At 61.6% G+C, this 22666-nt stretch carries 17 protein-coding genes and 1 pseudogene; 9 read left to right on the forward strand and 9 right to left on the reverse strand.

Features of this window, described 5'->3' with window-relative positions; translation table 11 throughout:
* Positions 1-32 precede the first annotated feature (32 nt).
* Positions 33-1718, forward strand: a complete 1686-nt coding sequence (locus tag ACRYA2_RS10025) for a right-handed parallel beta-helix repeat-containing protein (RefSeq protein WP_433627232.1) — start codon at positions 33-35, stop codon at positions 1716-1718.
* A gap of 123 nt (positions 1719-1841) precedes the next feature.
* Here the strand turns inward: ACRYA2_RS10025 and ACRYA2_RS10030 are convergent, their stop codons facing one another.
* Together ACRYA2_RS10030 and ACRYA2_RS10035 are read right to left on the reverse strand one after the other, a co-directional pair.
* A complete protein-coding gene (locus ACRYA2_RS10030; RefSeq protein WP_433627235.1) occupies positions 1842-3050 on the reverse strand; it encodes a cation:proton antiporter in 1209 nt (402 codons plus the stop codon).
* 2 nt (positions 3051-3052) lie between these two features.
* Positions 3053-3550 (reverse strand): cation:proton antiporter regulatory subunit, encoded by a 498-nt coding sequence (locus tag ACRYA2_RS10035; protein WP_433627237.1) that lies wholly within the window; start codon positions 3548-3550, stop codon positions 3053-3055.
* Positions 3551-4117: 567 nt separating this feature from the next.
* Between ACRYA2_RS10035 and ACRYA2_RS10040 the strand changes: the two genes are divergently transcribed.
* Entirely contained in the window at positions 4118-6598 is a 2481-nt protein-coding gene (locus tag ACRYA2_RS10040; RefSeq protein ID WP_433627239.1) for an alkaline phosphatase D family protein, read from the forward strand.
* A gap of 111 nt (positions 6599-6709) precedes the next feature.
* Positions 6710-7129: a VOC family protein gene (locus ACRYA2_RS10045; RefSeq protein ID WP_433627242.1), complete on the forward strand. Its 420-nt coding sequence runs from the start codon at positions 6710-6712 to the stop codon at positions 7127-7129.
* A gap of 93 nt (positions 7130-7222) precedes the next feature.
* On the opposite strand, the gene ACRYA2_RS10050 is transcribed toward ACRYA2_RS10045, so the two are convergent.
* From ACRYA2_RS10050 to ACRYA2_RS10060, 3 genes are all read right to left on the reverse strand, one after another.
* On the reverse strand, positions 7223-7600 hold the full coding sequence (locus ACRYA2_RS10050; RefSeq protein WP_433627245.1) for a DUF7344 domain-containing protein: 378 nt from the start codon (positions 7598-7600) through the stop codon (positions 7223-7225).
* 421 nt (positions 7601-8021) lie between these two features.
* A complete protein-coding gene (locus ACRYA2_RS10055; RefSeq protein ID WP_433627247.1) occupies positions 8022-8306 on the reverse strand; it encodes a hypothetical protein in 285 nt (94 codons plus the stop codon).
* 318 nt (positions 8307-8624) lie between these two features.
* A complete protein-coding gene (locus tag ACRYA2_RS10060; RefSeq protein ID WP_433627249.1) occupies positions 8625-9377 on the reverse strand; it encodes a ThuA domain-containing protein in 753 nt (250 codons plus the stop codon).
* Between the two features lie 362 nt (positions 9378-9739).
* Here ACRYA2_RS10060 and ACRYA2_RS10065 point away from each other — a divergent pair, with 362 nt between their 5' ends.
* Complete coding sequence (locus ACRYA2_RS10065; protein ID WP_433627770.1) at positions 9740-10123, forward strand: CBS domain-containing protein; 384 nt, start codon at positions 9740-9742, stop codon at positions 10121-10123.
* Positions 10124-10218: 95 nt separating this feature from the next.
* Here ACRYA2_RS10065 and ACRYA2_RS10070 read toward each other — a convergent pair whose 3' ends face one another.
* A complete protein-coding gene (locus ACRYA2_RS10070; protein WP_433627251.1) occupies positions 10219-11223 on the reverse strand; it encodes a metallophosphoesterase family protein in 1005 nt (334 codons plus the stop codon).
* A 139-nt stretch (positions 11224-11362) separates the two neighbouring features.
* On the opposite strand from ACRYA2_RS10070, the pseudogene ACRYA2_RS10075 reads away from it, so the two are divergent.
* Positions 11363-14779 (forward strand): annotated as a pseudogene (locus tag ACRYA2_RS10075) (glycoside hydrolase family 97 N-terminal domain-containing protein); the annotation flags it as partial.
* Between the two features lie 67 nt (positions 14780-14846).
* Here ACRYA2_RS10075 and ACRYA2_RS10080 read toward each other — a convergent pair.
* Positions 14847-15644, reverse strand: coding sequence for a helix-turn-helix transcriptional regulator (locus tag ACRYA2_RS10080; protein ID WP_433627254.1), 798 nt, complete (start codon positions 15642-15644; stop codon positions 14847-14849).
* 233 nt (positions 15645-15877) lie between these two features.
* Between ACRYA2_RS10080 and ACRYA2_RS10085 the strand changes: the two genes are divergently transcribed.
* Positions 15878-16855: a DMT family transporter gene (locus tag ACRYA2_RS10085; RefSeq protein WP_433627257.1), complete on the forward strand. Its 978-nt coding sequence runs from the start codon at positions 15878-15880 to the stop codon at positions 16853-16855.
* 113 nt (positions 16856-16968) lie between these two features.
* Here ACRYA2_RS10085 and ACRYA2_RS10090 read toward each other — a convergent pair whose 3' ends face one another.
* A complete protein-coding gene (locus tag ACRYA2_RS10090) occupies positions 16969-17838 on the reverse strand; it encodes an SAM-dependent methyltransferase (protein ID WP_433627260.1) in 870 nt (289 codons plus the stop codon).
* 401 nt (positions 17839-18239) lie between these two features.
* Here ACRYA2_RS10090 and ACRYA2_RS10095 point away from each other — a divergent pair, with 401 nt between their 5' ends.
* The gene (locus tag ACRYA2_RS10095; RefSeq protein WP_433627262.1) at positions 18240-19925 is read left to right on the forward strand and encodes an AMP-binding protein; all 1686 of its coding nucleotides are present in this window, start codon (positions 18240-18242) and stop codon (positions 19923-19925) included.
* A 343-nt stretch (positions 19926-20268) separates the two neighbouring features.
* Here the strand turns inward: ACRYA2_RS10095 and ACRYA2_RS10100 are convergent, their stop codons facing one another.
* A complete protein-coding gene (locus ACRYA2_RS10100; RefSeq protein WP_433627773.1) occupies positions 20269-20526 on the reverse strand; it encodes an MTH865 family protein in 258 nt (85 codons plus the stop codon).
* 453 nt (positions 20527-20979) lie between these two features.
* On the opposite strand from ACRYA2_RS10100, the gene ACRYA2_RS10105 reads away from it, so the two are divergent.
* On the forward strand, positions 20980-22125 hold the full coding sequence (locus ACRYA2_RS10105; RefSeq protein WP_433627265.1) for a thiolase family protein: 1146 nt from the start codon (positions 20980-20982) through the stop codon (positions 22123-22125).
* 3 nt (positions 22126-22128) lie between these two features.
* Positions 22129-22605, forward strand: a complete 477-nt coding sequence (locus tag ACRYA2_RS10110) for a hypothetical protein (RefSeq protein WP_433627268.1) — start codon at positions 22129-22131, stop codon at positions 22603-22605.
* Positions 22606-22666 lie beyond the last annotated feature (61 nt).

Here is a 22666-nt window from a genome sequence, read left to right on the forward strand (position 1 = left end):
CGCTGGGAATCACTGCCGGCTGTAGTAATCTCATGACTTCAACGCAACCGACGTCGAACGCCACGGAGAGTACGCCAGGGAACGAGCCGAGCGAATCGGGAAACATCACGGTCGTCACGACGACTGAAGAGCTCGAGGCGGCCTTCGACGACCTTTCACGGGGTGACACGATACGCATCACCGACGAGAATGCGCCCTACCGGACGACGAGCTGGCTCGATATCGACGTCGATGGCGTGACGGTCGTCGGTCCAGGGATACAGACGCTCATCAAACCCGCCATGGGGGCGAACGTCGGTGGTATTCGGATCGGCCACCACAAACGCTGCCAAGAGATCGACGTTCGCGGTATCGGCTATCACGGCAACAGGGCCAACCAGAGCAGTAGCGCCGAGCGACTCCACGGAATCAGCGTCCGGAACGCCGAGAACGTGACGATCACGCGGAACCAGATTCGGGAAACGCATCCGCGGAAACACGGCAACGGTGGGAGCGGCATCAGCGTCACGCCGCGCTGCTCGGACGTCCGCATCTTCAACAACCAAATCCACGAGTTCGGTGACCGGGGCATCCAGCTCGGCGGGAAACGGCTCATGGTGTTCGGGAACGTCATCACGAACGGCCTCGATCGACCGATCGCCTGCGATCTCTGGTATCCCGACGGCAAAAACCGTACCGCACAGAGTGTCTCCATCTTCGGCAACCTCGTCGGTAACAGCGTCGAGGGGAGCCTCATCGGCGTCGCTCGAAACACCCCGACCGCCTCGAATAAGGGGTACGTCAACGTCTTCGGTAACGTCGGGTTCGGTTCGCACAAGTCGTTCTGTCACGTCCGTGGTCCGAAAGCGCTCCAGAACATCAGCATCCAGAACAACGTGAGCCTGCAGAAGACCGCCGGACTGCACACCGAGCAGACGACCAAGTTCGCAGGCATCGCCGTCGACGTCGCGAAGGGCCGGAACCTCGCTATCAAGAACAACGAACTCTACGATTACAGCGGCCACGGCATCCACATCGACAGTGACATCGAAGACGTCACCGTTCAACAAAACAGCGTCATCAGACCAGGAATCACGGGTATCCGACTCGTCGACGCAACCAACGGACTGGTCGACGGCAACCTCGTAACGGAGCCGAACGAGGCCGGGATTCGTCTCAAGCGAACGTCCAATCTCGCCCTCAGAGGGAACTACGTCGAACGAGCAGGGACGTACGGAATCGAAACGAGCGGCGCACGATCTACTCGGTCGGGCAACGACGTCGCAATCAACTACGTCGTGGACGACGACCAGCAGTCCGACGAGAATCTCCCCGCGATTCTCGTCCGTGATGTCGGGACGCGCGTACGAGGGAACACGATTCGTCAAACTGAGGGACCAGCCATCGCCGAGGCCGACGGCGCAGCGAGGAACCTCTACGAGAACAACTGGGCGGACGACACCCAACCCTGGCAGATATCGGCTCCCTCGTCGCAGGTGCAGAACCACACGCCAGCACTGGGGGTTCATCGCAATCTCTCGCCCTCCGCCGACAGTAACGAGATCGCCGTCGAGTTCGACAAGCCGTACGCTCGCTCACCGCGACTCGCGTTCGGACGTGGCCGGACGGCAGTGCAGGACGTCGAGTACGAGACCGATTCCAGCGGGAACTACGTCGGTGCGACGATAACGACCGAAGGGAGCGACGCGACACTCGACGTCTTCGTGGACGCTGACTGACGAACTCACTACACGGCGGCGGGCGCTGTAACGTCCCGAACGGCTTCGACTGCCGTATCCCGTATTCAGCTCTGTCATTCAGGTGCGTGCGGTGTGAAGACTCCCGGGCTTCTCGCGGGCATACTACTCGGGGAAGAGGCTGCCACGTCCACCGTGGATTATGTTGGTAATCCCATCGGCGTGCTGGACCAGGACCGTTCCGAGAATACTCATCACTAAGACGTAACCGACGGCGAACGCTGGAATCACCGACCGGAGCGTCTCCGTTCCCGACCCGGCAGCCAACGCCGCGATGACGAGCGAGAACTCCCCTCGCGGGACCAGGCCCAGTCCGACGCGGAGCGACCGCGTCTCGTCGAGGTCGTACACTCGACCGGAGAGCGTACCGCTCGCGACCTTCCCGACGGTCGTCAGGACGACGGCACTCGCGAGCAAGAGCACGACGTCACCGAGCACGGTCACGTCGGTCGTCAGTCCGATCGCGAAGAAGAACACCGCGGCGAAGAAGTCCCGGGTGGGAGCGACGACGTTCTCTATGCGTTCGGTGTGACCGGTGTTGCTGAACGCCGTCCCGACGAAGAACGCCGCGACGGCTTCGCTCAGTCCGACGGCTAGCGCGACGCCGGCGACGAGCGTCGTCGTCCCGAGGATGCGAAGCAGGAACAGTTCGTCCGACGGGACGTCGAACGCTCGCTCCACCGTCTCGGCCCCGTACCACGCAACGATCGTCAGGACACCGAGGAAGCCGAACGCCGTGCCGACGGCGGTCAACGCACCCACGACGGAACCGCCGCCGAGGACCACCGCGGACAACAACGCGAGATATATCGCGATGAGGATATCCTCGAACACTAACGTCCCGAGTATCGGACTGCTCTCCGGGTTCGCGATCCATCCGTTCTCCGTCAGCGACTTCGTGATGACCGCACTCGAGGAGATATACACGATGCCCGCGACGAACAGCGTCTCGACTATCGAGAACCCGAACGCGACGCCGAGAACGATTCCGAGCCCGAAGTTGACGAGAAAGTCGACGGTCCCGGCCTTCACGATTCGCGTTCGGTCGTTCAGCAGTTGCGAGATGCTGAACTCGAGGCCGAGAAAGAACAGCAGGAAGACGATACCGAGTTCGGCGAGGACGTCGATGAACTCGCGGTCTTCGACGAGCGTGAGCGATATCCCGGCGATGGACGACGGTTCGTTCGGGCCGATGAGGATGCCGACGAGTATGTAGGCGGGGATGACGGAGAGACCGATTCGGTTGGCCAACGTGCCAGCGACGGCGATACCGGTGAGTGCGATTCCGACCTCAAGCAACAACACCTCTGCCATTCTTAGGCGTCCTGGTCGTCGACTCGTTCGACGAGGTCGGAGAACGCCCGCTGTTCGTCCCGCATCCCGAGAGTAACGAGAACGTCGTCCGCCTGGATGACCGTGTCCGGTTGTGGATTGCCGATGGTCTCGTCGCCACGCTGGATTGCGAGCACGGAGACGCCCGTTCGCTCACGGATGTTCGCTTTCTGGAGTGATTGCCCAGCTAACGTCGACTCGGGGTCGATTTCGACCCACTCGATGATCGCATCCCCCATGGGAACCTGGATCTCGTCCATCTCGACGGGCTGGAAGTACGCACCTTCGAGAATCGACCCCAGCTGGCGGGCGCGCTTCCCGGGAAGGGCGAACAGCTTCTGACTGTCCGCGTTCTCTTCGGGGCGAAGATAGACCTCCCGCTTTCCGTCGTGATGGATGATTACGACCAGCCGCGAGTCCCCGTCGAGTTCGAGTTCGAACTTGTGTCCGACTCCCGGAACCTCCGTCTCGTAAATCGTCATGGAGGATACACTGAGCCGAAAAACGATAAACGTCATGTGTTCGCGAGACCGCTAGCTCGACGTCTACTCGCTCGTCCGACGTTTTCGCCGACGACTGCGGTTCCGACCCCGGCTTCGAGGCTCGAAGGCCGGTCCTCGATAAAGGCGATTTAAGTCCGTTCGTGACCATGTGGTAACGATGAGCTTCGAGACCCTCTATCTCCGTCTCGAGAAAGCAGACGCCCACGGGATTATCTCCGCGAAGGTGGAGGGCCTCCGTTCGAAGAGGGTCGACGATTCCATCGAATACCGGGGTACCGACGGGATGCTTCTCGCCGTTCTCTCCGATATCGACTCCGACGACGCGAGGGAATCGAAGTTGCGATACCAGGTCGGTGATCACACCGCCACTCGCTCACGGACGGACCAAAGCACGCGAAATACACGACGCCGTCGCCGAGTACAAAGAATCCCGGTAAAACACGACGACTGATTGCGTTCTTCCGGCCCCGCCCGGTCGTGGTCATCACCTACTTCTGACTCGGTATCATAGCGCATGAAGCTGAAGTAGCACTCCGGAGCGATTCGATGACCAGAGAGACCACCACAACCGACGCGGGCGAATCGAGCGGCACTCGTCGTGATTTCCTGCAGGCGGTTTCGTTCACGGCCGTGGGAGCGGACGCGGTGCTGGATCGGTCACTGGACTACGACGAGGAGGGCCGTCTCGACTCTCCCGACGGCGCCCGACTCGAACCGGTCGCCGACTTGCCGGAGGACGTCACCCGGCCGTGGATCGGCGACCAGTTCTGGACGAATCGGTTGCAGGACTGGCGACTCCACGACGGTCGCATCGAGTGTCGTCGGGGCGATTCGAAGCTCCCGGTTCGCACCGTCGGCGTCCTCACGCGCGAACTCGTTCGCCGGAACGCGCCGGGTCGCATCAGCGTCACTGCCGGTATCGTCGATACCGACCGTCGGTCCGACGGAACCGAATCCGGTGGGTTCTGCGGACTCCTCCTGGGGGTCAACCGGTCGCTCGACTACCGCGCCGCGGCCCTGGCACAGCAGTGTTCGGGAACGGGCGGCGGCTTCCTGTGCACGTTCGGTCGCGACGGGGTCGCTCGATTCCGTGAACACACGAGCACGACGACGCCCCTCGCGTTCGCCGAACTGCCGGCCGAACGACGAACGCCGACCGACGAGTCGACGGGGGTGACTCCCGGCCGGCGAATTCGGCTCGACGTCGACGTCGTTCCGGTAGCGGAGGAACGGTTCGACGTACGACTCGTCGCGCGCGACGCGGAGAGCGAGGACGTGCTCTCGGAGACGGTACGCCGCAACGTTCCCGAAACGGACCTGCTCGGGAGCATCGCACTCGTCTCGTCGCCGGGACAGGCCGGGACGCGCTGGTGGTTTCGCGACTTCCGAACCGGGGGCGAGAAGATCGACCGACTTCCCGACCGGACGTTCGGGCCGATCGCCGGGACGCTCTACTCGCTGAACGGGTCGGTGCTCAGGCTATCCGCGCAGTTCGTGCCGCTCGGTGCAAGCGACCCGCGAACGACGGAACTTCAGTACCGCCGCGTCGATACCGACGACGAGTGGACGACCGCTGGGACGGCCGACGTCGGTACCGGATACGCGGCGTTGTTCCGCGTCGAGGACTGGGACCCGACGCGTAGCTGGGAGTATCGCATCGTCTACCGGGACGGGAGGGGGGAACGAACGACGTACTCCGGACGGATTCGAGCAGATCCGGAACCCAGCGGCGACTGTTCTATCGCCCTTCTGGGCTGCTTCGCACCGACCGTCCGGGGGTTCCAGCGAGGCCGAAGACGGCGCGCTGCCAGCAGCGACGTCGAGCAGGTCACTCGGAAGCAGGCGAGCAAGTTCGGCCGCTACACGTCCGACAACTTCTACTTTCCGCACGACGAGTTAGTGCAGAACGTCCGGAAACAGGACCCCGATCTCCTCGTCTTCTCCGGGGACCAGTACTACCAGAACAACCCCATGACCGGGCTGGACGACGAGGATCCGACGCTGGATTACCTGTACAAGTGGTATCTCTGGATGTGGGCGTTTCGAGGATTGACGCGTAACAGGCCGACAGTGGTGCTCACCGACGACCACGACGTGTATCAGTCGAACCTCTGGGGTGCGAAGGGCAAGAGCGTGCCCTTCAACCACTACCGCCGCGGCGGATACGCCGGTACCAGCGAGTTCATCAATCTCGTCATCCGGACGCAGTGCTGTCACAACCCCGACCCGTACGATCCGACTCCGGTTCGAAGAGGGATCTCGGTCTACTACGGCGCGTTCCGTTACGGTGGCGTCGACTTCGCGATCGTGGAAGGTCGAAAGTTCAAATCGCCGCCGAAGAAGCCCGGGGACCGGCAGTTGCTCGGGAGGCGACAACGGCGATTCCTGCACGAGTGGGGAACCCGTATCGCCAGCGGACCGGCGCGAATGTGTCTCACCCAGGTGCCCTTCGCGTGTATAGAGACGACGCCGGAAGGACGGCCGAACAAGGACCTCGACTCCAACGGCTTCCCGAAGGATGGTCGGGACGACGCCGTCAGACTGTTGCGTGACGCTGGAGCGCTCGTACTGTCGGGTGACCGTCACCTCTCGACGCTGGTTCGCCACGGTATCGACACCCACACGGACGGCGTCGTCGAGTTCACCGGTCCCGCAGGCGGAACTCTCTTCCAGCGCTGGTTCGAACCGTCGCGACAGCTTCCCCACGGTACTGGCGAACCGAACACGGGACATTTCACCGACGCGTTCGGAAACAAGATTCAGGTACTGGCCGCCGCAAACCCGACGATTTCGTACGAGCGGTTCCGGCAGCGCGTCGACGGGCAAACGCGGAGTATCGGCGACCGAACGTGGAAGCGTGAGGGGTACGGACTCGTGCACGTCGACCACGAAGCCGAACGGTTCACGATCGAATGTTGGCCGTGGAACGAGGATCCGACCGCCCCGGACGCCGAACAGTTTCCCGGATGGCCCTTCCGGCTTTCGTTCGACGACGTGGCCCACGGAAAGTCAGCTCCCAGCGAGTGACATCGTCATGGAGTGTGGCCCCCCCGAATTCCCGGCGTAGTTCGAGAGGGCTGGCGGTTACCTTCGAGACGTCGGACCAAGAGTTTTGAACTCGGGGATGGTGGTAGAAACATGGGACAACCCAGTCTACACCACCACGGTGTTTCGGTAACCGACCGTGACCGCTTAGTGGAGTTCTACCGTAATGCGCTCGGATTCGACGTTATCGACCAGTACACGCTCTCCGGCGATGCGCTCGCGACGGCTATCGACGACGAAACGGCCACTGGTCATTTCGCACATCTCGCGGCCGACACGGCGCGTATCGAACTTGTCGAGTACGAAACCGACGGCGACGACGTGAGCGGCGGAGAGGTGTACGACGACGGGGCGAAACACCTCGGACTGAAAACGGACGACATCGACCAGTTCTACGCGAATCTCCCGGACGACGTCGAAACGATCAGCGAACCACAGACGACCGAAAGCGGAACGCGGATTTTCTTCCTACGAGACCCCGACGGGAACCTGATCGAAATTCTAGAAACCTAGACCGTACTTCTGTGTCGCGTAATTACGGGGAAGGTAAACGCATCACAACCGGTATTGCGCCTCCGTCGTTTGCAGCGGCACAGAGTGCCAATCCTACGCGTCCGGTCGTTTCGAATCGAGTAATCCCCTCACCGTCTCCGGGTCCTCCCAGAGGACCACGTCACCGTTCCGGGCATCGTACTCGATATACTGGTAGTCTTCCAGTTTCGGGAGATGGTTGTGATGCAGGGCCACCTCCATACGCTCGACGCGCTCGTAGGAAACGTCCTCGTCTCGCACGAGCTTCTCCGCGAGTTCTGCCCGAGTCAGTGACCCGTCGTCGGCGAGGAGCACCAGAACCTTTTGACGAACGGGATGAGTGAAGGCACCGAATCCACTCGAAAATAGCAGGGAGTCGTCGAGTCCTCCCGAAAGGACGAGTGCGAGATCGTCGACGAGACTCAGGAAGATTACTGTCAGCTCTTGTGCCATACCGACGACCATACCCGGTCAACTGTTCGTTCGTTCAATAAGGATTTCGCTGACTTTCGTCTCCACTCTCCGATAAAACGACTCGTAGTTCTGGTTAGGGCATCAGCTAGCGTCGGGTCACGAAGCTGTCGTCCACCGTAGACTTGCTGTTTCTCCCTTGAAGACGGCGGAAACGTCGAGTGGGCGAGAACGTGACGTGTCTCGGTCGTCTTCGCCGTCAGGCGTCGTAGTAGCCCCCGCCGTCTTCCTCAGTTGTCGTCTCGGTTGCCGTGCCCGTCGTCGATGTCTCGAATCCGGTCCCCAGTTCCACGTCGCCGCGCATGTCCTGGGGGGTGGTACTCGCAGTAGTACTCGGCCATCGCCTCGTCGGCAGTGAACGTCACGGAGACGGTCGCGCCCTGCTCGGTCGCAGAGTCACTTTCTACAGGCTGAGTAGGGCGAGTGCCTCGGGGTCGTTCGAGAGAGCGAAGCTCTCTCGTGATGACGAGACGCCGTCCAGATCCATCCACGTGATTTCGTACTTCTGGCCCGTCCGTAGCGAGAGCCTCGGGTTCTCCTCCCCGTGAACCGGCTCCGGTGCGAAACCGAGCCAGTGGCTCCCCTCGCCGCCGAGGAGAATCGGTATCGCGTCTCGTGTCTCGGCGGCCGTCGTTTCTTCCTCGACGGTCGTCTCCTGTCCGACTGTGACGCCGCCGATGCCCACCACAGTCCCGACGACGCCGATCGATTCGAGAAAATCCCGCCTTGATACCCGTCGAACGGGTCGTTGCGTGTCATTTCCTCTACCCCTGGTCGGGGGTACGACGCCGCCGTAGTAAGCCATGATTATTGTTCAAACACAACTTTCGGTCGACCGAATACGACCTCGTCGCCCGCAATCCGATAGAGGGGGACTGATTCCGACCGCTCCGATCGCTGCCAGAACGGGGTCCGGTACTGCTGGCCGCTTCCGTTCGGTTCCCGTCCAGTGTAGCGTCTGCCGGGAGCGTCGAAGGAGGAGAGGCTACTTTCGTCGACCGACGATTCAGTGGACTGTCCGGTCGTCCGACGCGTCGATTTCCTCGATGGCGGTGTGGTTCCCACGGACGACCTCCGGTCCATCCTCGTTCGGCGTAGCCCACTCGCAGGCGTTGCGGAGCACCTGTCGAATCTCGTCTTGGTGATAGACGGGATACGCTTCGTGGCCCGGTCGGAAGTAGAAAATCCGACCCTCGCCGCGATAGTAGCAACAACCCGACCGGAACACCTCGCCTCCTTCGAACCAGGAGGTGAAGACGAGCGAGTCAGGTTCGGGAATGTCGAAGTGCTCGCCGTACATCTCGGCGTCGGGAACTTCGATGTACTCGTCGACGCCGTCGGCAATCGGGTGAGCGGGATTCGTTACCCAGAGCCGCTCGGTCTCGGCGGCTTCACGCCACTTCAGCGCACAGCTAGTCCCCATCAGTTCACGAAATATCTTGGAGAAGTGCCCCGAGTGCATCACGACGAGCCCCATTCCGTCGAGGACGTGGGACTTCACCCGCTCGACGACCGCGTCATCGACCTCGTCGTGGGCAGCATGCCCCCACCACGTGAGGACGTCGGTCTCGTCGAGGACCTCCTCGGAGAGTCCGTGTTCGGGTTCGTGTAGCGTTGCGGTCTCGACGTCGAACCCGCCCTCGCGGAGCGCATCGGCGACGACAGCATGAATGCCGTCGGGGTATATCTCGGCGACCGTCTCGTTCTCTTGCTCGTGGACGTACTCGTTCCAGACGGTGACGCGAACGTCGTTCGACATGCTTCCTCGTTTGGCTAGACTTCGTATAAGCGTGCCTCTCTGGACAACACTCACCGGTGCTGGCTCCATCCCTATCGGGTCAGATGCGTATCGACGATGCAAGCAGGTGAATCCCGACTCGTATCTCCTCGTGCGAACGACGTTCGAAGGGTCCCTCGTCACGACGTTGGAACCGGATCGGGTACCGCTACCTCGACTGGCTCGTTCCGGACGAGCGTCGGGACGAGTTGCGCCGGGACCGGCGGGTAGTTGCTATCCACGGGATTCGCAATCGACGCCCATCTCTCGCTCGGATGAGCACTGATCCGGAACGTGAACGTTCGGAGCTGACAAAAACACGCTCCCGTTGAGTAGCGAATATTATACGTTGTAAATGCTACGAGAGGGCAAAATATTTACCCCTATCTGCGGAGAACGTCGGGGCGATCGTCGTCGCCGAAGGCCATAAACCAGTCGGCATCGTCACGGACCGGGACGTGGCGCTGGCCGTCAACGAGGAGGGCGACGTCGGGGGTAAACAGGTGCAGTCGGTCATGTCTGAGGACCCGGTGACGCTTCACGAAGACGAAGAAGCAATGGAGATCTCCCGGACCATCAGTGAGCACAACGTTCGGCGGATCCCCGTCGTCGATGACGAAGACAAACTGACGGGAATCGTGACGTTGGACGATCTCTACGCGACGATTGGGGAACAGTTAGATATCGCCGCAGACACGATCGAGCAATCACCCGAGTACAGCCCGTGAGGTCGGCGGTACGTCTCATCGAGGGCGCATTTTAACGTACCCCGATTCCGAGACCGCGGCGGTCGTCCGGAATCTCCTCGGTCGACCGACCACCGTTACTGCCGATGGATCGACCGTATATCGTCGGCAGCGTCGACTCGTTCGTCGACGAGAGGGAGACTGCGGAGCTGTTTCGCGTTCAGTCTGGCGATGACCCCACTGCGAACGGAGTGCGCCTGCGAGTCAGCGTACGCTTCTTCGATGTCTTCCTGGCTCGCGGCGGTCCGACAGCGAACGGTCGTGCCGGAAGCGTCGACGTCGAGTAGCGCGTACGCCTGGGGGAACGAGGAGAGCGGCGGAGCAACGAAGCCACGAACGCCGCTGTTCCAGAGGAGCGAAAGGAGGTGGACGTGCCCCGACAGATGCAACGGGACGTCGTGACACGAGAGGACGTCCAGGAGCGCGTCGGCGTTTCCGACCGGCGGATAGGGTGTCCACCCGTGCCCGCCGATGTGGTCGTGGAGTCCCGGCAGGTTGTGGTGCGTGACTACGATAGGGTCAGTCGCTGTCGGAAGCGTCTCCTCTAACCAATCGAGTTGCGCGTCCGATACGACGCCCCGTTCGACGTCACCGGTCCCTGGAGTCATCGCACTGTTCAGTCCGAGAACGTCGAGACCGTCGAGACGCTTGCGTATCGGAAATCCGTTCTCCGTGAACCGTCTCTCGAAGCGCTCGACGCTCACTTCCTTGACGTCGTGGTTACCGGGAACGACGACCATGGGGACGTCGTCGAGCACGGACTGCATCCAGTCGAGGTTGCGCTCCTCACCGTCCTTCGTGAGGTCGCCAGTGATGACGAGCGCGTCGACCTCTTCACGCTCGAGAGCGACCAGCGTCTCTCGAAACCGCTCTCGCGACCGGTGGTACATTTTCCACGTTCCACTCGCGTCGACTGCTATGTGGGGATCCGAGACAACCCCGAGCGTCGTCGGGGAAGTGGCCCGCGGGCGGTCGAAGCGTGCAACCGGTCTCCCGTACTCGACGAGCGACCGGAAAGTAGCTTCGTGAGTGGGACCGTCCCCGGTAAAGAGCGGTTGGTCGGAGAGCTTTTCGAGACTCATTCTCGTCTCGGGCTAGCGGTAAATAGAGAGATAAGCGTATCGTCGAGATATCGGGCCTCGTCTCCGCTCCCCCGCCCGCCGGGACTTCCAGCGACGACCGAGAACTAATATTTCAACCATAAGGTAGGGAATATAAGGGGTTACGCTCGACGTTTCCGGAGACGTATCTGCCTACACCGTCTCGTTCAACGAGACGACGTACCTCCAATCCTCGACGCTGGGCTTCGAATTCCAGAACCAGCCGACGTTCGGCGCCGCGACAGAGGGTACAGCTGGCACGAATATCACGATAACGGGCAGTGAAACCGGTACGTCCACCGAAACGTGGAATCCACTGTGGGACCAGTACGCCACCATCTCGGAGGACTACACGTTCCTCCGCGTCGGGTTGGCCGAGACGAGCGCGCCGAGTCGAGAAGCGAATCTGGAGATTCGCGTGTTCAACGACGGATTGGGATTCCGGTTCGCACTCAACGACGGTTTTGCCAGCAACAGCGGAAACGCTGTCATCACCTCCGAGAACACCCAGTTCAACTTCGCCGGTGACTACACGGCCTGGTGGATCAGAAACGAGTTCGTCAATCCCCGGTTCGAGCAGGAGTACCAGGAGACGAAGCTCAGCAGCGTCGAATCCGGCACGCGAACCATCCGACCGAACGACAACACCATCCGAAACGGTGCGCACACGCCGTTCACCGTCAAGGCCGGCGAGGACGCGTACCTGAGTATCCACGAAGCGGACCTCACGGACTACGCGACGATGTCGCTTGCTCCCCGATCTGACGACGGTGCGACGGACTTCGCGGCGGAACTCGCGCCACTCCCCGACGGAACGAAGGTGTCGACCAAAACCCCGGCAGTGACTCCCTGGCGGACGATACAGCTCGGAACGAGTCCGAGCGACCTCGTGGAATCGTCGCTGATTCCGCTCCTCAACGACGAACTGGACGAATCGGTCCTGCCGACCGTCGACGGCGAACCCGACACGAGCTGGATTACACCCAGGAAGTACGTCGGCATCTGGTGGACGATGATCGCAGGGAACGCCCACTGGGAGTACAAACCCGACGCTGAGATAGAGGCGAATGGGAACGACCCGGCGGCGTACGTTCACGGTGCCCGCACCGAGCGGATGAAGCGATACATGCAGTTCGCCAGCGAGAACGACATCGATAGCGTGCTCGTCGAGGGATGGAACCAGGGCTGGGACAGCTTCCCCGGTTCCGAGGTGACGATGGACTTCGACCAGTCGTATCCGGACTTCGACTTGGCCGAGGTTACCGACTATGGGCAGTCGCTCACACCGAGCGTCGAGATGACCGCCCACAACGAGACGGCCGGGAACCTCGTCACCTACGAGGACCAGATCCTGAACGACGACATCTTCCGGTACTATGAGAACAACGATATCCGGAGCATCAAGAACGGCTACGTCAACGACGACGGAATCGGCCACGAGGGAGACGGCGGGACGGCGACAATCAACCACCACTGTCAGATCGCGGTCAACCACCACGAACTGGTCGCACGGGAAGCGGCCGGAAACAGACAGTTGCTGGAGCGCCACGAAGCCGACAAACCCACCGGGAAACGCCGCACGTATCCAAACCTGGCGTCCACTGAAACGGTCAAAGCACAGGAGTACGACGGCTTCGGTGCGCTCGGCTCGGACGTCGGTCGAGACCACCACGTCACGCTGCCGTTCACCCGGATGCTGGCCGGCCCGGCGAGTTACCAGCCGGGGATCTTCGATATAACCTTCAACGACGACACCGGCGGGCAGATTCAGACGACCAGGGCGAAACAGCTCGCGATGTATCCGAACTACAACGCCGGACTGCAGATGGCCGCCGACCGCATCGAGGCCTACATCAATCCGGAACTGTCGGTCGGTGAACTCCTGCAGGCGGCTAGCGGAGACCTCGACGGGTTCGTCACGGGCGACGAGTGGCGCAACGCGTTCGGGACCAACTACGTCGCGGTCGACCCGGGTCGGGTGCCGTCTGGTTCTTCGGTCTCGTGGATGGTCACGGACGTGCCGTCCGACGGGACGTACGACCTACACCTTCGGTACGCCAGCGCGCCCGAAGAGAACTCGCCCCGAGTGGTCGAAGCCGGCGAGACGCGAGCAACCCTCCGGGTGAACGATTCGACCGAGACGATCAACCCGTCGTTCACGGAGTACTGGGACGACTGGCAGGTGTTCACGACGCAGGTCGAACTCACCGAGGGCGAGAACGCTATCGCCATTGAACTGCACTACGACGACTCCGGGGAGACGTTCACCGGCGACGTCGGCGGGTTCAACCTCAACACGGTAGCCGTCACGGAGAGCGGCGTTGAATCGCCGATTCCGGACAGCTATGCGGGATATACTCCGGGGAACGAGAACTTCGAGACGGAGACCGAGTTCGAGTTCCTCGAGAAAGTACCCGCAGGCGGCTGGGACGACACGGTCGTCGTCGATGCCGAAATAGGGGAGTACATCGTTACCGCTCGACGGAAGGCCGACGAGTGGTACGTCGGTGCGATGACCAACGGGGACGGTCGCGCCGTCGACGTTCCGCTGGACTTCCTCAACCTCGGGAAGAACGGCGGGGCAGAGGGCCCGAAGCACGTCGCCGAGATTTACTCCGACGGAAGCGACGCCCGCTACGACGAGAACCCCACTGACGTGTGGGCCGACGAGCAGATCGTCGACCCGAACTCGACCGTCCTCGCCTCGATGGCCGCCAGCGGCGGACAAGCGATCCGACTGCGGCCCGTGAACGCGACGGACATGAAGGAGCTTCCCGACTACGAACCGCCCGAGCAGGAATACGTCTCCTTCGAAGCGCCGGAGGTCGGAGTCTCCGGGCAGTCGATCAGCGTCGGAATCTCGGGGACGAACTCCGGGTCGGTCATCGGCGGGGAGGAGCTGAGCGTCTTCATCGACGGCGAGGAAGTCGAGGCCTCGTTCGTCCGGCTGGCCCCCGGCGAGAGCGAGAGCACCATGCAGTTCGAGCTACCCTATCTCTCGTCCGGCGATCACGAGATTCGAATCGGGCGGTCGCTGGACGAGGCGCTCCCGGCGCAGACGATCCGAATCCTACCGGCGATGCCGCTCTCCTCCGCCTGGCTGTTCCACAGGGGCGACGACGCGGCCTGGGCGGCCCCCGACTACGACGACGGCGACTGGGAGCGTGTCGAACTCCCTGCGAGCTGGGAAGACCACTCGGGGTACACCGAGGATCAGGTCTTCGGGTGGTACCGAAAAACGATCACCATCCCCGAGTCCTGGGAGGACTACGGAGAGGACCTGATACTACCGGTGGGCAAGATCGACGACGTCGACCAGACGTTCTTCAACGGGAACGCGATCGGCCAGAGCGGAGCTTTCCCTGAGGACGGTTTCAGTACGGCGTGGCAGGTGACGAGAGAGTACTCGGTGCCGGCCGAGAACGTCAACTTCGGTGGTGAAAACGTCATCGCGATCAGGGTCTACGACGCGTTCGGAGGCGGCGGTATCTACGCGGGGCCGCTGGGCCCCGTCCGGCCTAATTACGACAGTTCCTGAACCGGACTGATCGTCGCTTTTCGACGCTATCGACCGAGACGCTTTGCCGAACTCGGGGACTCCGCGATCAAACCTCCTCAAGGGTTCCCGGATCGAGCGGGGTCGCGGCGTCCCGGTACCGAGCGAAGGTCTCGTCGGCCCACTGTTTTACGGCCGGGTCATCGGTATCGACCGACGCCTGGAGGACGCCGTTCTCGTCGCGCAGCAGGAGGTGGACGACGTCGTCGGCGATGGTCACCGCGAGCGGAATCTCCTCCTCGCAGATCCGTACGTCCGCGCCGTCGGTCTCGAGCAGCGAGGCGAGTCGACGACGGAGTCTGGAGTCCTCGGCGAGTGCGTCGAGGACGTTCCGGGAGAAGACGCCCTGGAAGGTCTGCTCGCCGGTGGTCGTTCGCTCTTCGACGACGGTGAGACTCTGCACGTTAAACGCGTGGGAGAACACGCGGACGTCGTCGGCGTCGCGGATGAGATCGAGGACGCGTTGTACCGGAGCGTTCGGCCGCGTCTGGCTCGGCACCGTGATGGTCGCGGCCGCGAGATTCCGGAGGTCGAAATCCAGCGCGTCGGCCGGCAGGTACTCCACGACATCCCGAAGTTTCGCCTCGACTTCGAAGATGTCGAGCATCTCCGCGAACCCGTCCGCGACGAGCGTGCCCGTCGGCGTCGCGACGTATTCGCCGTCGTCCCGTTCGATCCAGGAACGCTCCTCGAAGTCGTGGAGGATGCGACCGATCGTCGCTTGCGAGGCGTCGGTAGCGTCTGCGAGTTCGCGACGCGTCCGTGCGCCCTCTGAGAGGACCGTAAGTACCGTGACCCGATTGGTCGAGAGTGCGAGAAACTCGATGTCCGCCAGTTCCTCTTCCATGTTGGTTCTGGTCGCCGACGAGGGAAACCGTTTTCGCACGTTAAAAATATTTCACGGTGCGCAACCCACGAGCGGCAGGGCGTATTTTACCGGCGGCAGCGTTTTTCTTACTGCGAAAATTTTCCTGAACGGAATTATAAGGCCGACCGTCCTATTCGGAAGTAAGATGACCCCAACTACCGATACGACGGCCCGACCCGGCTGTCGAGAAACCGTCGAGGTGATTCCGTAAGATGATCGGGCGTCGCACACTCGCGTTCTTCGCGGCGACGAGTATCCTCTTCGGCGGTACGTTCGTCGCGACGAAGGCCGGTCTCGACTACCTCCCGCCGCTCCTGTTCGTCGCACTACGGTACGACATCGCGACAGTTGCGGTCGCTCTCTACGCGGTCTACGCGATTCCGCGGAAGCAACTCCTACCGCGGACCGCCGGCGACGTCGCGAGTATCCTCGCGACCGGTGTCTTCGCGATCGGCCTGACGAACGCGTTGCTGTTCGTCGGCCAGCAGTACACGACCAGCGCGGTGGGTGCGATCATGTTCAGTCTCAACCCGATACTGACGCCGGTGTTCGCCGCGGTCCTCCTCGCGGACGAACGGCTCTCGGCGCGGGAGGCGGCCGGGATGGTGCTCGCTCTCGCCGGCGTCGTTCTCGTCGTGAATCCCGACCCGGGAAACCTGACTGGCGGCATCGTCGGGAAGTCGATCCTGTTCGCCGGGGCGGCGAGCGGGGCGCTCGGGAGCGTCCTCATTCGGCGAGCCGACAGCACCGTCTCGAGCACCGTCCGGACTGCCTGGGCCCTCCCCATCGCTGCCGCTCTCACGCACGGTCTGAGCTGGTGGCGTGGCGAGTCGGCCGCGTCGGTGGTCTGGACGTCGGAAGCCCTGTTCGCCCTCGCGTACGTCGGACTCTTCGCCGGCGCGATCGCGTACGTCGCCTACTTCGGTCTCATCGACGAAGCGGGCGCGATCCGCGCTAACCTCGCCTTTTACGTCGTCCCGGTCGTCGCCAGTCTCGGTGGCTGGGCGCTCCTCGGAGAGGTGATTTCGGGACTCGCCGTCGCGGGCTTCCTGACGATCCTCCTCGGGTTCGTCGTGCTCGGGAGCGACTCCATCGACGTCCGCGTTGTCTTCCCGGCTTTCACGGTCGAGAGTGGGGACGATGCCTCGGCGTCGATGCCAGAGCGCTCGAGAAACCCCGAACAGACCTGAGGACGAGGCACTGTAGCGTCGAAGCCGGTCACGATACTCGTCTGGTGCGAGCGCCAGCGAACGTGCTGACGCCATTCGGGCGGCGGATTCCCTCCTTGTAAGAAGATGGGCCGTCACGTTCCGAGGGTAGCCGTGAAGTCACCGTGGACGGCGAGACCGCTCTTGATCGCGTCGTACTGGTGATAGAGGGCGATACCCTGTTTCACCGACGATTCGTCCTTGATACCGAGCGCCGACGCAACTTTGAGAAGTGGCGTGATCGCGATCGACAGGAACAACTGCCGACGTGACGACGGAAGGATATAATCGCGATGGTTATCGAAATCGACGTTCGTGAACCCCAGGTCCGTGAGGTGGGCTCGAAAGTCCGCGACGTGAGAGAAGTTGGGAACGGCCCAACCATCGGCCAGCGTACGCATCGTTTTCTCTTCGTTAGCCGTTAAATCGTACTGGTTGACGAACCCGTCCGAGAGGAGGATTTTTCCACCGGGTTTCAAGACGCGTCGGGCCTCCCGCAGAAAATCCTTCTTGCGTTTCGTGTGACAGACGGTCTCGATTCCGGACAGCGCGTCGAACGTACTGTCAGGATACGGGATGTCGAGAAAGTTAGCGACCTCGAAATCGGTGTTCGATGCAACTCCCCGGCGGCGAGCGTTCGCTTTTGCCTCGTCTACGTGGCGTCGATCGATATCGATGCCGTGGACGTCTGCTCCGACGTGTTCGGCGATCCAGATTGGAAGACCACCACGGCCTGTTCCGACGTCCAGGACCGTATCTGTTCTTTCGACCCCCAACTTCTCCGCGTAAATCCGATTCGAATTTACCATCGCTTCCTCGTGGGTAGTGTGGTTCTCGTCGTAGAATCCGTAGTGGAGGTTGAAATCGCTCCAAAACGCTTTGTACTCCCACGCCGTATCGTTGTAGAATTCCACGATTTCCTCGGTGGTAAAGTCCTTCTGCTTCATGAATTTGCTTTGAGTCATGTTTTGACGGTGTTGTAGCCCGAATCGAGGAGCACATCCTGGGAGGAATGAACCCGAGTCGAGCGATGGGTGTCGTCGGATGCGCGGATAGTACCTGTTCCCGGCCTCATCTGTTACCCTTGGAACTATCTTTCGCAGTTCTGTGTTTAGATGGGTGGATTATTCAAAAAACTGCCGCGCCAAGCAGGCTCTTTATGTCGAAGCTCACCGGTAGACTGTGCTATCTCGTTCGAGATCGGCCGGCTCTGGTCGTGACTGTGACCGTCGATTCCGGCCGAATCTCGTGCGAACGTTCGGAGAAGCATCGCGGACATCGCCGCCCCCGTCCTCTCTCTTGACTTCAATCGCCTCGTATGAGAGTGAGTAGTCTTAGAGCGGTGCGAGAACGAAGTGAACCCCACATGGCCCAGAGTCCGAATCTTTGGTCGGACGAGTACGAGCAGTTTGGAATCCCGGAGACCCTTGAACCGTATCCGGATGAACCAGTTCACCGGTTTCTCTACGAGGCCGCGGACGAACATCCGGAACAGGGCGTCGTACAGTTCGGACGCAAGTTCACCTATCCGGAAATCGTCGAGGAGGTCGAACGGTTAGCAACCGCACTGCGAGAGAGGGGCGTCACGAAGGGGAGCCGCGTGGCAACGATTCTCCCCACGTCGACGCAGTTTATCGTCGCCACGAACGCGATCTCACGAGTCGGCGGCGTACACATCCCGAACGACTTTCTCGACGCGAAGGAGGACCTCGTCTACCGGCTAGAAGAGGGTCGTCCGGAGGTCCTGATCGGACACGACGAGCATCACGAACTGATCCGTTCCCTTTCGGAAGAGCTCGGAATCGAGGACGTCATCTTGACCTCGATAGACGACTACTCGGCGGACCCGCCTGCGAACCACGAGGAACTCGACGGCGTCGACTGGTGGACCGACGTCGTCGCCGACGCGGAACCACGTCCGCCAGACGTCACGTTCGACGTCGAGCAGGACGTTCACACGCTCTTGTTCACCGGCGGAACGACGGGCCTCCCGAAAGGATGTCTTCTCACGCATCGGAACCTCGTCGCCAACGCCCTCCAGGGGGTCGCCGCTCAGTCCAGGATATCCGAGCTAATGCGTGGCAGCGAGGCGGCCGTGATGGCGTTGCCGATGTACCACGCGTATGGGTACTCGGTCGCGAACTCCTTGCTCGAACTGGCACTGGACGTCCTCGTCGTCCCCGACGCCCGCGATACAGAGGTGATGAGCCAGCTCATCGAGGACCACTCCCCAGTTATCATGCTCGGCGTGCCGACGCAGTTCATGGAGATCGTCGACGAAGAGCTCGAAAACGACGTCATCGGAATTTCCGGTTCTGCACCGTTGGCTAACGAGACGAAAGAGCAGTTCCAAGACGAGAGTCGGGGGGTCTCTCAGGGGTACGGCCTATCGGAGATGTCGCCGATAACCCATTTCAACGTCCGAGGTCTACAGGAGTCGCTCACGGGGTCGAGTGACGAAACGGCCGGATACGATCAGCCGACCATCGGCGTTCCGGTGCCCGACACGGAGGTCAAGCTTGTCGACGTCGACTCGGAGGCGGAAATCCCGCTCGAACGAGCCGCAGCGGAGGAGCTCGAAGGCGAAATGCTGGTCCGTGGCCCACAGCGGATGAAAGGCTATCTCGACGACGGCAAGCAACCGTTCGACGAGGAGGGATTCGTCTCGACTGGAGACGTTGCGAAGGTTGATTCTAACGGTCAGTTCTACATCGTCGACCGCGTCAAGAACATGATCAACGTGTCGGGACTGAAAGTGTACTCGGAGGAGGTCGACGAGATCATGTTCGGCCTCGACGGCGTCAAACGTGCCGCCACCATCGGGATACCGGACCCGGAACGGCCGGGCAGCGAACGCGTCAAAATATACGTTGAACCCGACCCGGCGTACGATGGAGAGCTTTCGACGCAGGACGTCGTGGACTATCTCGAGGGCAAGGTACCGAGACAGGCGATGCCGTGGGAGATCGATTTCATCAAGGAGATACCGCTGACGGACGTCGGCAAGACGGACAAGTTCGCCCTTCGAGAACACGAGTCTGAAGATCGGTGAGCGGAGGGCTGATAGCGACCTCGGCTGTTTCACCGTATCGACGCCCTCCTCCGAAGGGCGACGAGTCCCACGTCGGATATCGTAGTCTGCTCCTGGGAGCGATAACTCGGAGATACTGTTGTCCAATATTCCCGGCACCGTTCACGTCAACGTTCGCTACCGTACTCTATTCGTCACAGACGTACGATCTACGTTCGATACGGTTTGCCTTCTGCTCTCGACTACAGCACGATCACGATTGGACGTGTTGCGTGACGCGGAGAAAACGGCGCTGGCGAGGACGAGACGAACGGTTACCCGTCCTTTTGCCGTCGCGGCGATGTCTCGCCGTTCTATCGGGGCGTCAGTTGAGCTCGCCCTCTTCTTTCAGCCCCGCCATGACGTCATCGACCAATGCGTCGGGGTCATCGTACGGGAAGTCCTGTCTGCCGCTCGCCCGGGCGTTTAGCTCCATGGCGGTGAAGCTAGTATCGCCAGATTCGAACTTCGTCGACGGCCCGTTCGGGAGCGCCGGAACGAGGTCCATCGGGTTACTGACGGGGTAATCCGCTCCCTCGAACGCTTCACGGAGTTGTCGTCTGAGATCGTCTCTATCGACCATTGCGTCCATGCGTAGTTCCCCGTACCAGGTAGCACTGATGCCTCCGATGAGAGGGAAATCAAGTGCCATCGTCGTCCGACCGGTTTCACCGATACTCCCTCGGAGCGTTCGCGGGCGGAACAGAATCTCGCTGCGAACGGCGGGGCATCTTCTCGGCGACGCTCTTCTACGGTGGCGGTGCCCGCGACTATGACGCTAACGCGACAGTCGCCGGCGACTGCCTCCGCGATTCGAGTCCGATGGTCGTCCGCGAGACGGGGCGAGGAGGAAGAGACGTCAGCTGTAGCGGGCGAACGTTCGTCAGGTCGTTGAGACGGCGTTTGGTCACGTCTACCGGCACGACGATTCACCGTCGGAATCAGTTCCGGATACGATACTCCACATCAAGTCCCGCGCATACGAGGGGAAATCGGCTTTTCGTCACGTACTAACGTTGAACACAGCGTACTCCCGATGAACTATACTACACCCGTCGTAGTGAAGGCGTACAGGACACCGCAGGGCAAGGAGGACGGCGTCTTCGCGGACGTTCGATCCGAGGACCTGTCGGTCCCGCTCGTCGACGAGATACTGGCCGAGACCGCTCTTTCGGGGGAACAGATAGACGATCTGATGTGGGGATGTGCACAGCAGCGCGACGAGCAGGGGAACAATCTCGCAAGAGTCATCGCGTTGCTCTCGGAACTGGGCGAGTCCGTTCCAGCAACGACGCTCAACCGCTGGTGTGCCTCCTCCGCACAAGCCCTCATCAGCGCCGCGGATGCCATCCGTGCGGGGCAGCGTGACGCAATCATCGCCGGCGGCGTCGAGAACATGAGTCGGGTGGAGATGGGAGCGAACATCCAAAATTTGCATCCGGAGTTGCTTGCGCACTACAACCCTTCGGACCTCCAGATGGGGATGACCGCCGAGAACGTCGCCGAGGAGTTCGACATCGGCCGGGAGACGCAGGACGAGTACGCCGCCCGCTCTCAACAGCGCGCAGTCGCGGCGACCGAGGAGGGACGCTTCGACGACGAAATCGTTCCCATCGAAACCGACGAGGGGGCCGTCGAAACGGACGAGGGGCTCCGCCCCGACACGACGGCCGAGAAGCTCGGCGAACTCCCGACCGTGTTCAAGGCGGACGGCACTGTCACTCCCGGCAACGCCTCGCAGGTCTCCGACGGGGCGGCGGCGCTACTCGTCACGAGTGCCGAGTTCGCGGACGAACACGGGTTGGAAGTGCTCGCCGAGGTCGGCAACAACAGCGTCGCCGGGGTCGATCCGACGATGATGGGAATCGGACCGATTCCCGCAGTCGAGGAGCTACTGGAGCGGTCGAATCGAGAGATCGACGACTACGACCTCGTCGAACTGAATGAGGCGTTCGCCAGCCAGACCGTCCACTGCAAGCGGGTTCTCGGAATTCCCGACGAACGATTCAACGTCAACGGCGGCGCTATCGCCATCGGACACCCGCTCGGGGCGAGCGGTGCGCGGCTCCCCGTGACGCTAGTTCACGAACTGCGGAAACGCGGGGCTAAACGCGGCTTAGCGACGGAGTGTGTCGGGTTTGGTCAGGGAGTGGCGATCGATTTCACGCTCCCAGAGAGATAGTTCATGTTCGAAAACATTCCCTTCGAGCGCGAGACGAAAGCGGTGTTTCAGGAGCGAGTGACGGAGGGTATCAACACTACCGCGATCAAAGTGGGCGTGGCGGTTGGCGTTCTCGTGAGTATGACCAGTCTACTGGTGCCCCTGTTCACGCAGCTGTACGGTGGACTGGTCGGCGGACTCGTAGCTGCGTACATCGTCGGTGGGACCGTCCGCGGTCCGATTCATGGTCTCCTCAGCGGCATAGGAGCTGGTCTGTCGCTGGGCGGGTTTGCGATGGTTCAGGGCGTGCTGCTCGGTATGTATCTCGAACCGCCAACGATGATCGGTGAGTTCACTGGGCCGATCGCCCCAACGTTCACGTTCGTCACGTTCGGTCCCCTGTTATTCGTGTTCGCGATAACGCTCTTCGTGGCTGTCGACGGAATCATCGGAGGCGTCCTCGGAGGAGTTCTGAGAATGCTCCGAAACGTAGCCGAATGAAAGACGATGCCTATCGACGGAATCGTTCGACTGACCATCCAAGCTAATATCGAAGACAAAG

The organism is Halomicrococcus pelagicus (assembly GCF_050954125.1).

Excerpts from the sequence above, each read along its gene's own strand:
- ACRYA2_RS10070 (WP_433627251.1), bottom strand. The coding sequence starts at position 11,223 with ATGAGTCTCGAAAAGCTCTCCGACCAACCGCTCTTTACCGGGGACGGT.
- ACRYA2_RS10110 (WP_433627268.1), top strand. The coding sequence starts at position 22,129 with ATGTTCGAAAACATTCCCTTCGAGCGCGAGACGAAAGCGGTGTTTCAG.
- ACRYA2_RS10045 (WP_433627242.1), top strand. The coding sequence starts at position 6,710 with ATGGGACAACCCAGTCTACACCACCACGGTGTTTCGGTAACCGACCGT.
- ACRYA2_RS10095 (WP_433627262.1), top strand. The coding sequence starts at position 18,240 with ATGGCCCAGAGTCCGAATCTTTGGTCGGACGAGTACGAGCAGTTTGGA.
- ACRYA2_RS10050 (WP_433627245.1), bottom strand. The coding sequence starts at position 7,600 with ATGGCACAAGAGCTGACAGTAATCTTCCTGAGTCTCGTCGACGATCTC.
- ACRYA2_RS10025 (WP_433627232.1), top strand. The coding sequence starts at position 33 with ATGACTTCAACGCAACCGACGTCGAACGCCACGGAGAGTACGCCAGGG.
- ACRYA2_RS10035 (WP_433627237.1), bottom strand. The coding sequence starts at position 3,550 with ATGACGATTTACGAGACGGAGGTTCCGGGAGTCGGACACAAGTTCGAA.
- ACRYA2_RS10060 (WP_433627249.1), bottom strand. The coding sequence starts at position 9,377 with ATGTCGAACGACGTTCGCGTCACCGTCTGGAACGAGTACGTCCACGAG.
- ACRYA2_RS10080 (WP_433627254.1), bottom strand. The coding sequence starts at position 15,644 with ATGGAAGAGGAACTGGCGGACATCGAGTTTCTCGCACTCTCGACCAAT.
- ACRYA2_RS10040 (WP_433627239.1), top strand. The coding sequence starts at position 4,118 with ATGACCAGAGAGACCACCACAACCGACGCGGGCGAATCGAGCGGCACT.
- ACRYA2_RS10085 (WP_433627257.1), top strand. The coding sequence starts at position 15,878 with ATGATCGGGCGTCGCACACTCGCGTTCTTCGCGGCGACGAGTATCCTC.
- ACRYA2_RS10030 (WP_433627235.1), bottom strand. The coding sequence starts at position 3,050 with ATGGCAGAGGTGTTGTTGCTTGAGGTCGGAATCGCACTCACCGGTATC.
- ACRYA2_RS10100 (WP_433627773.1), bottom strand. The coding sequence starts at position 20,526 with ATGGTCGATAGAGACGATCTCAGACGACAACTCCGTGAAGCGTTCGAG.
- ACRYA2_RS10090 (WP_433627260.1), bottom strand. The coding sequence starts at position 17,838 with ATGACTCAAAGCAAATTCATGAAGCAGAAGGACTTTACCACCGAGGAA.
- ACRYA2_RS10105 (WP_433627265.1), top strand. The coding sequence starts at position 20,980 with ATGAACTATACTACACCCGTCGTAGTGAAGGCGTACAGGACACCGCAG.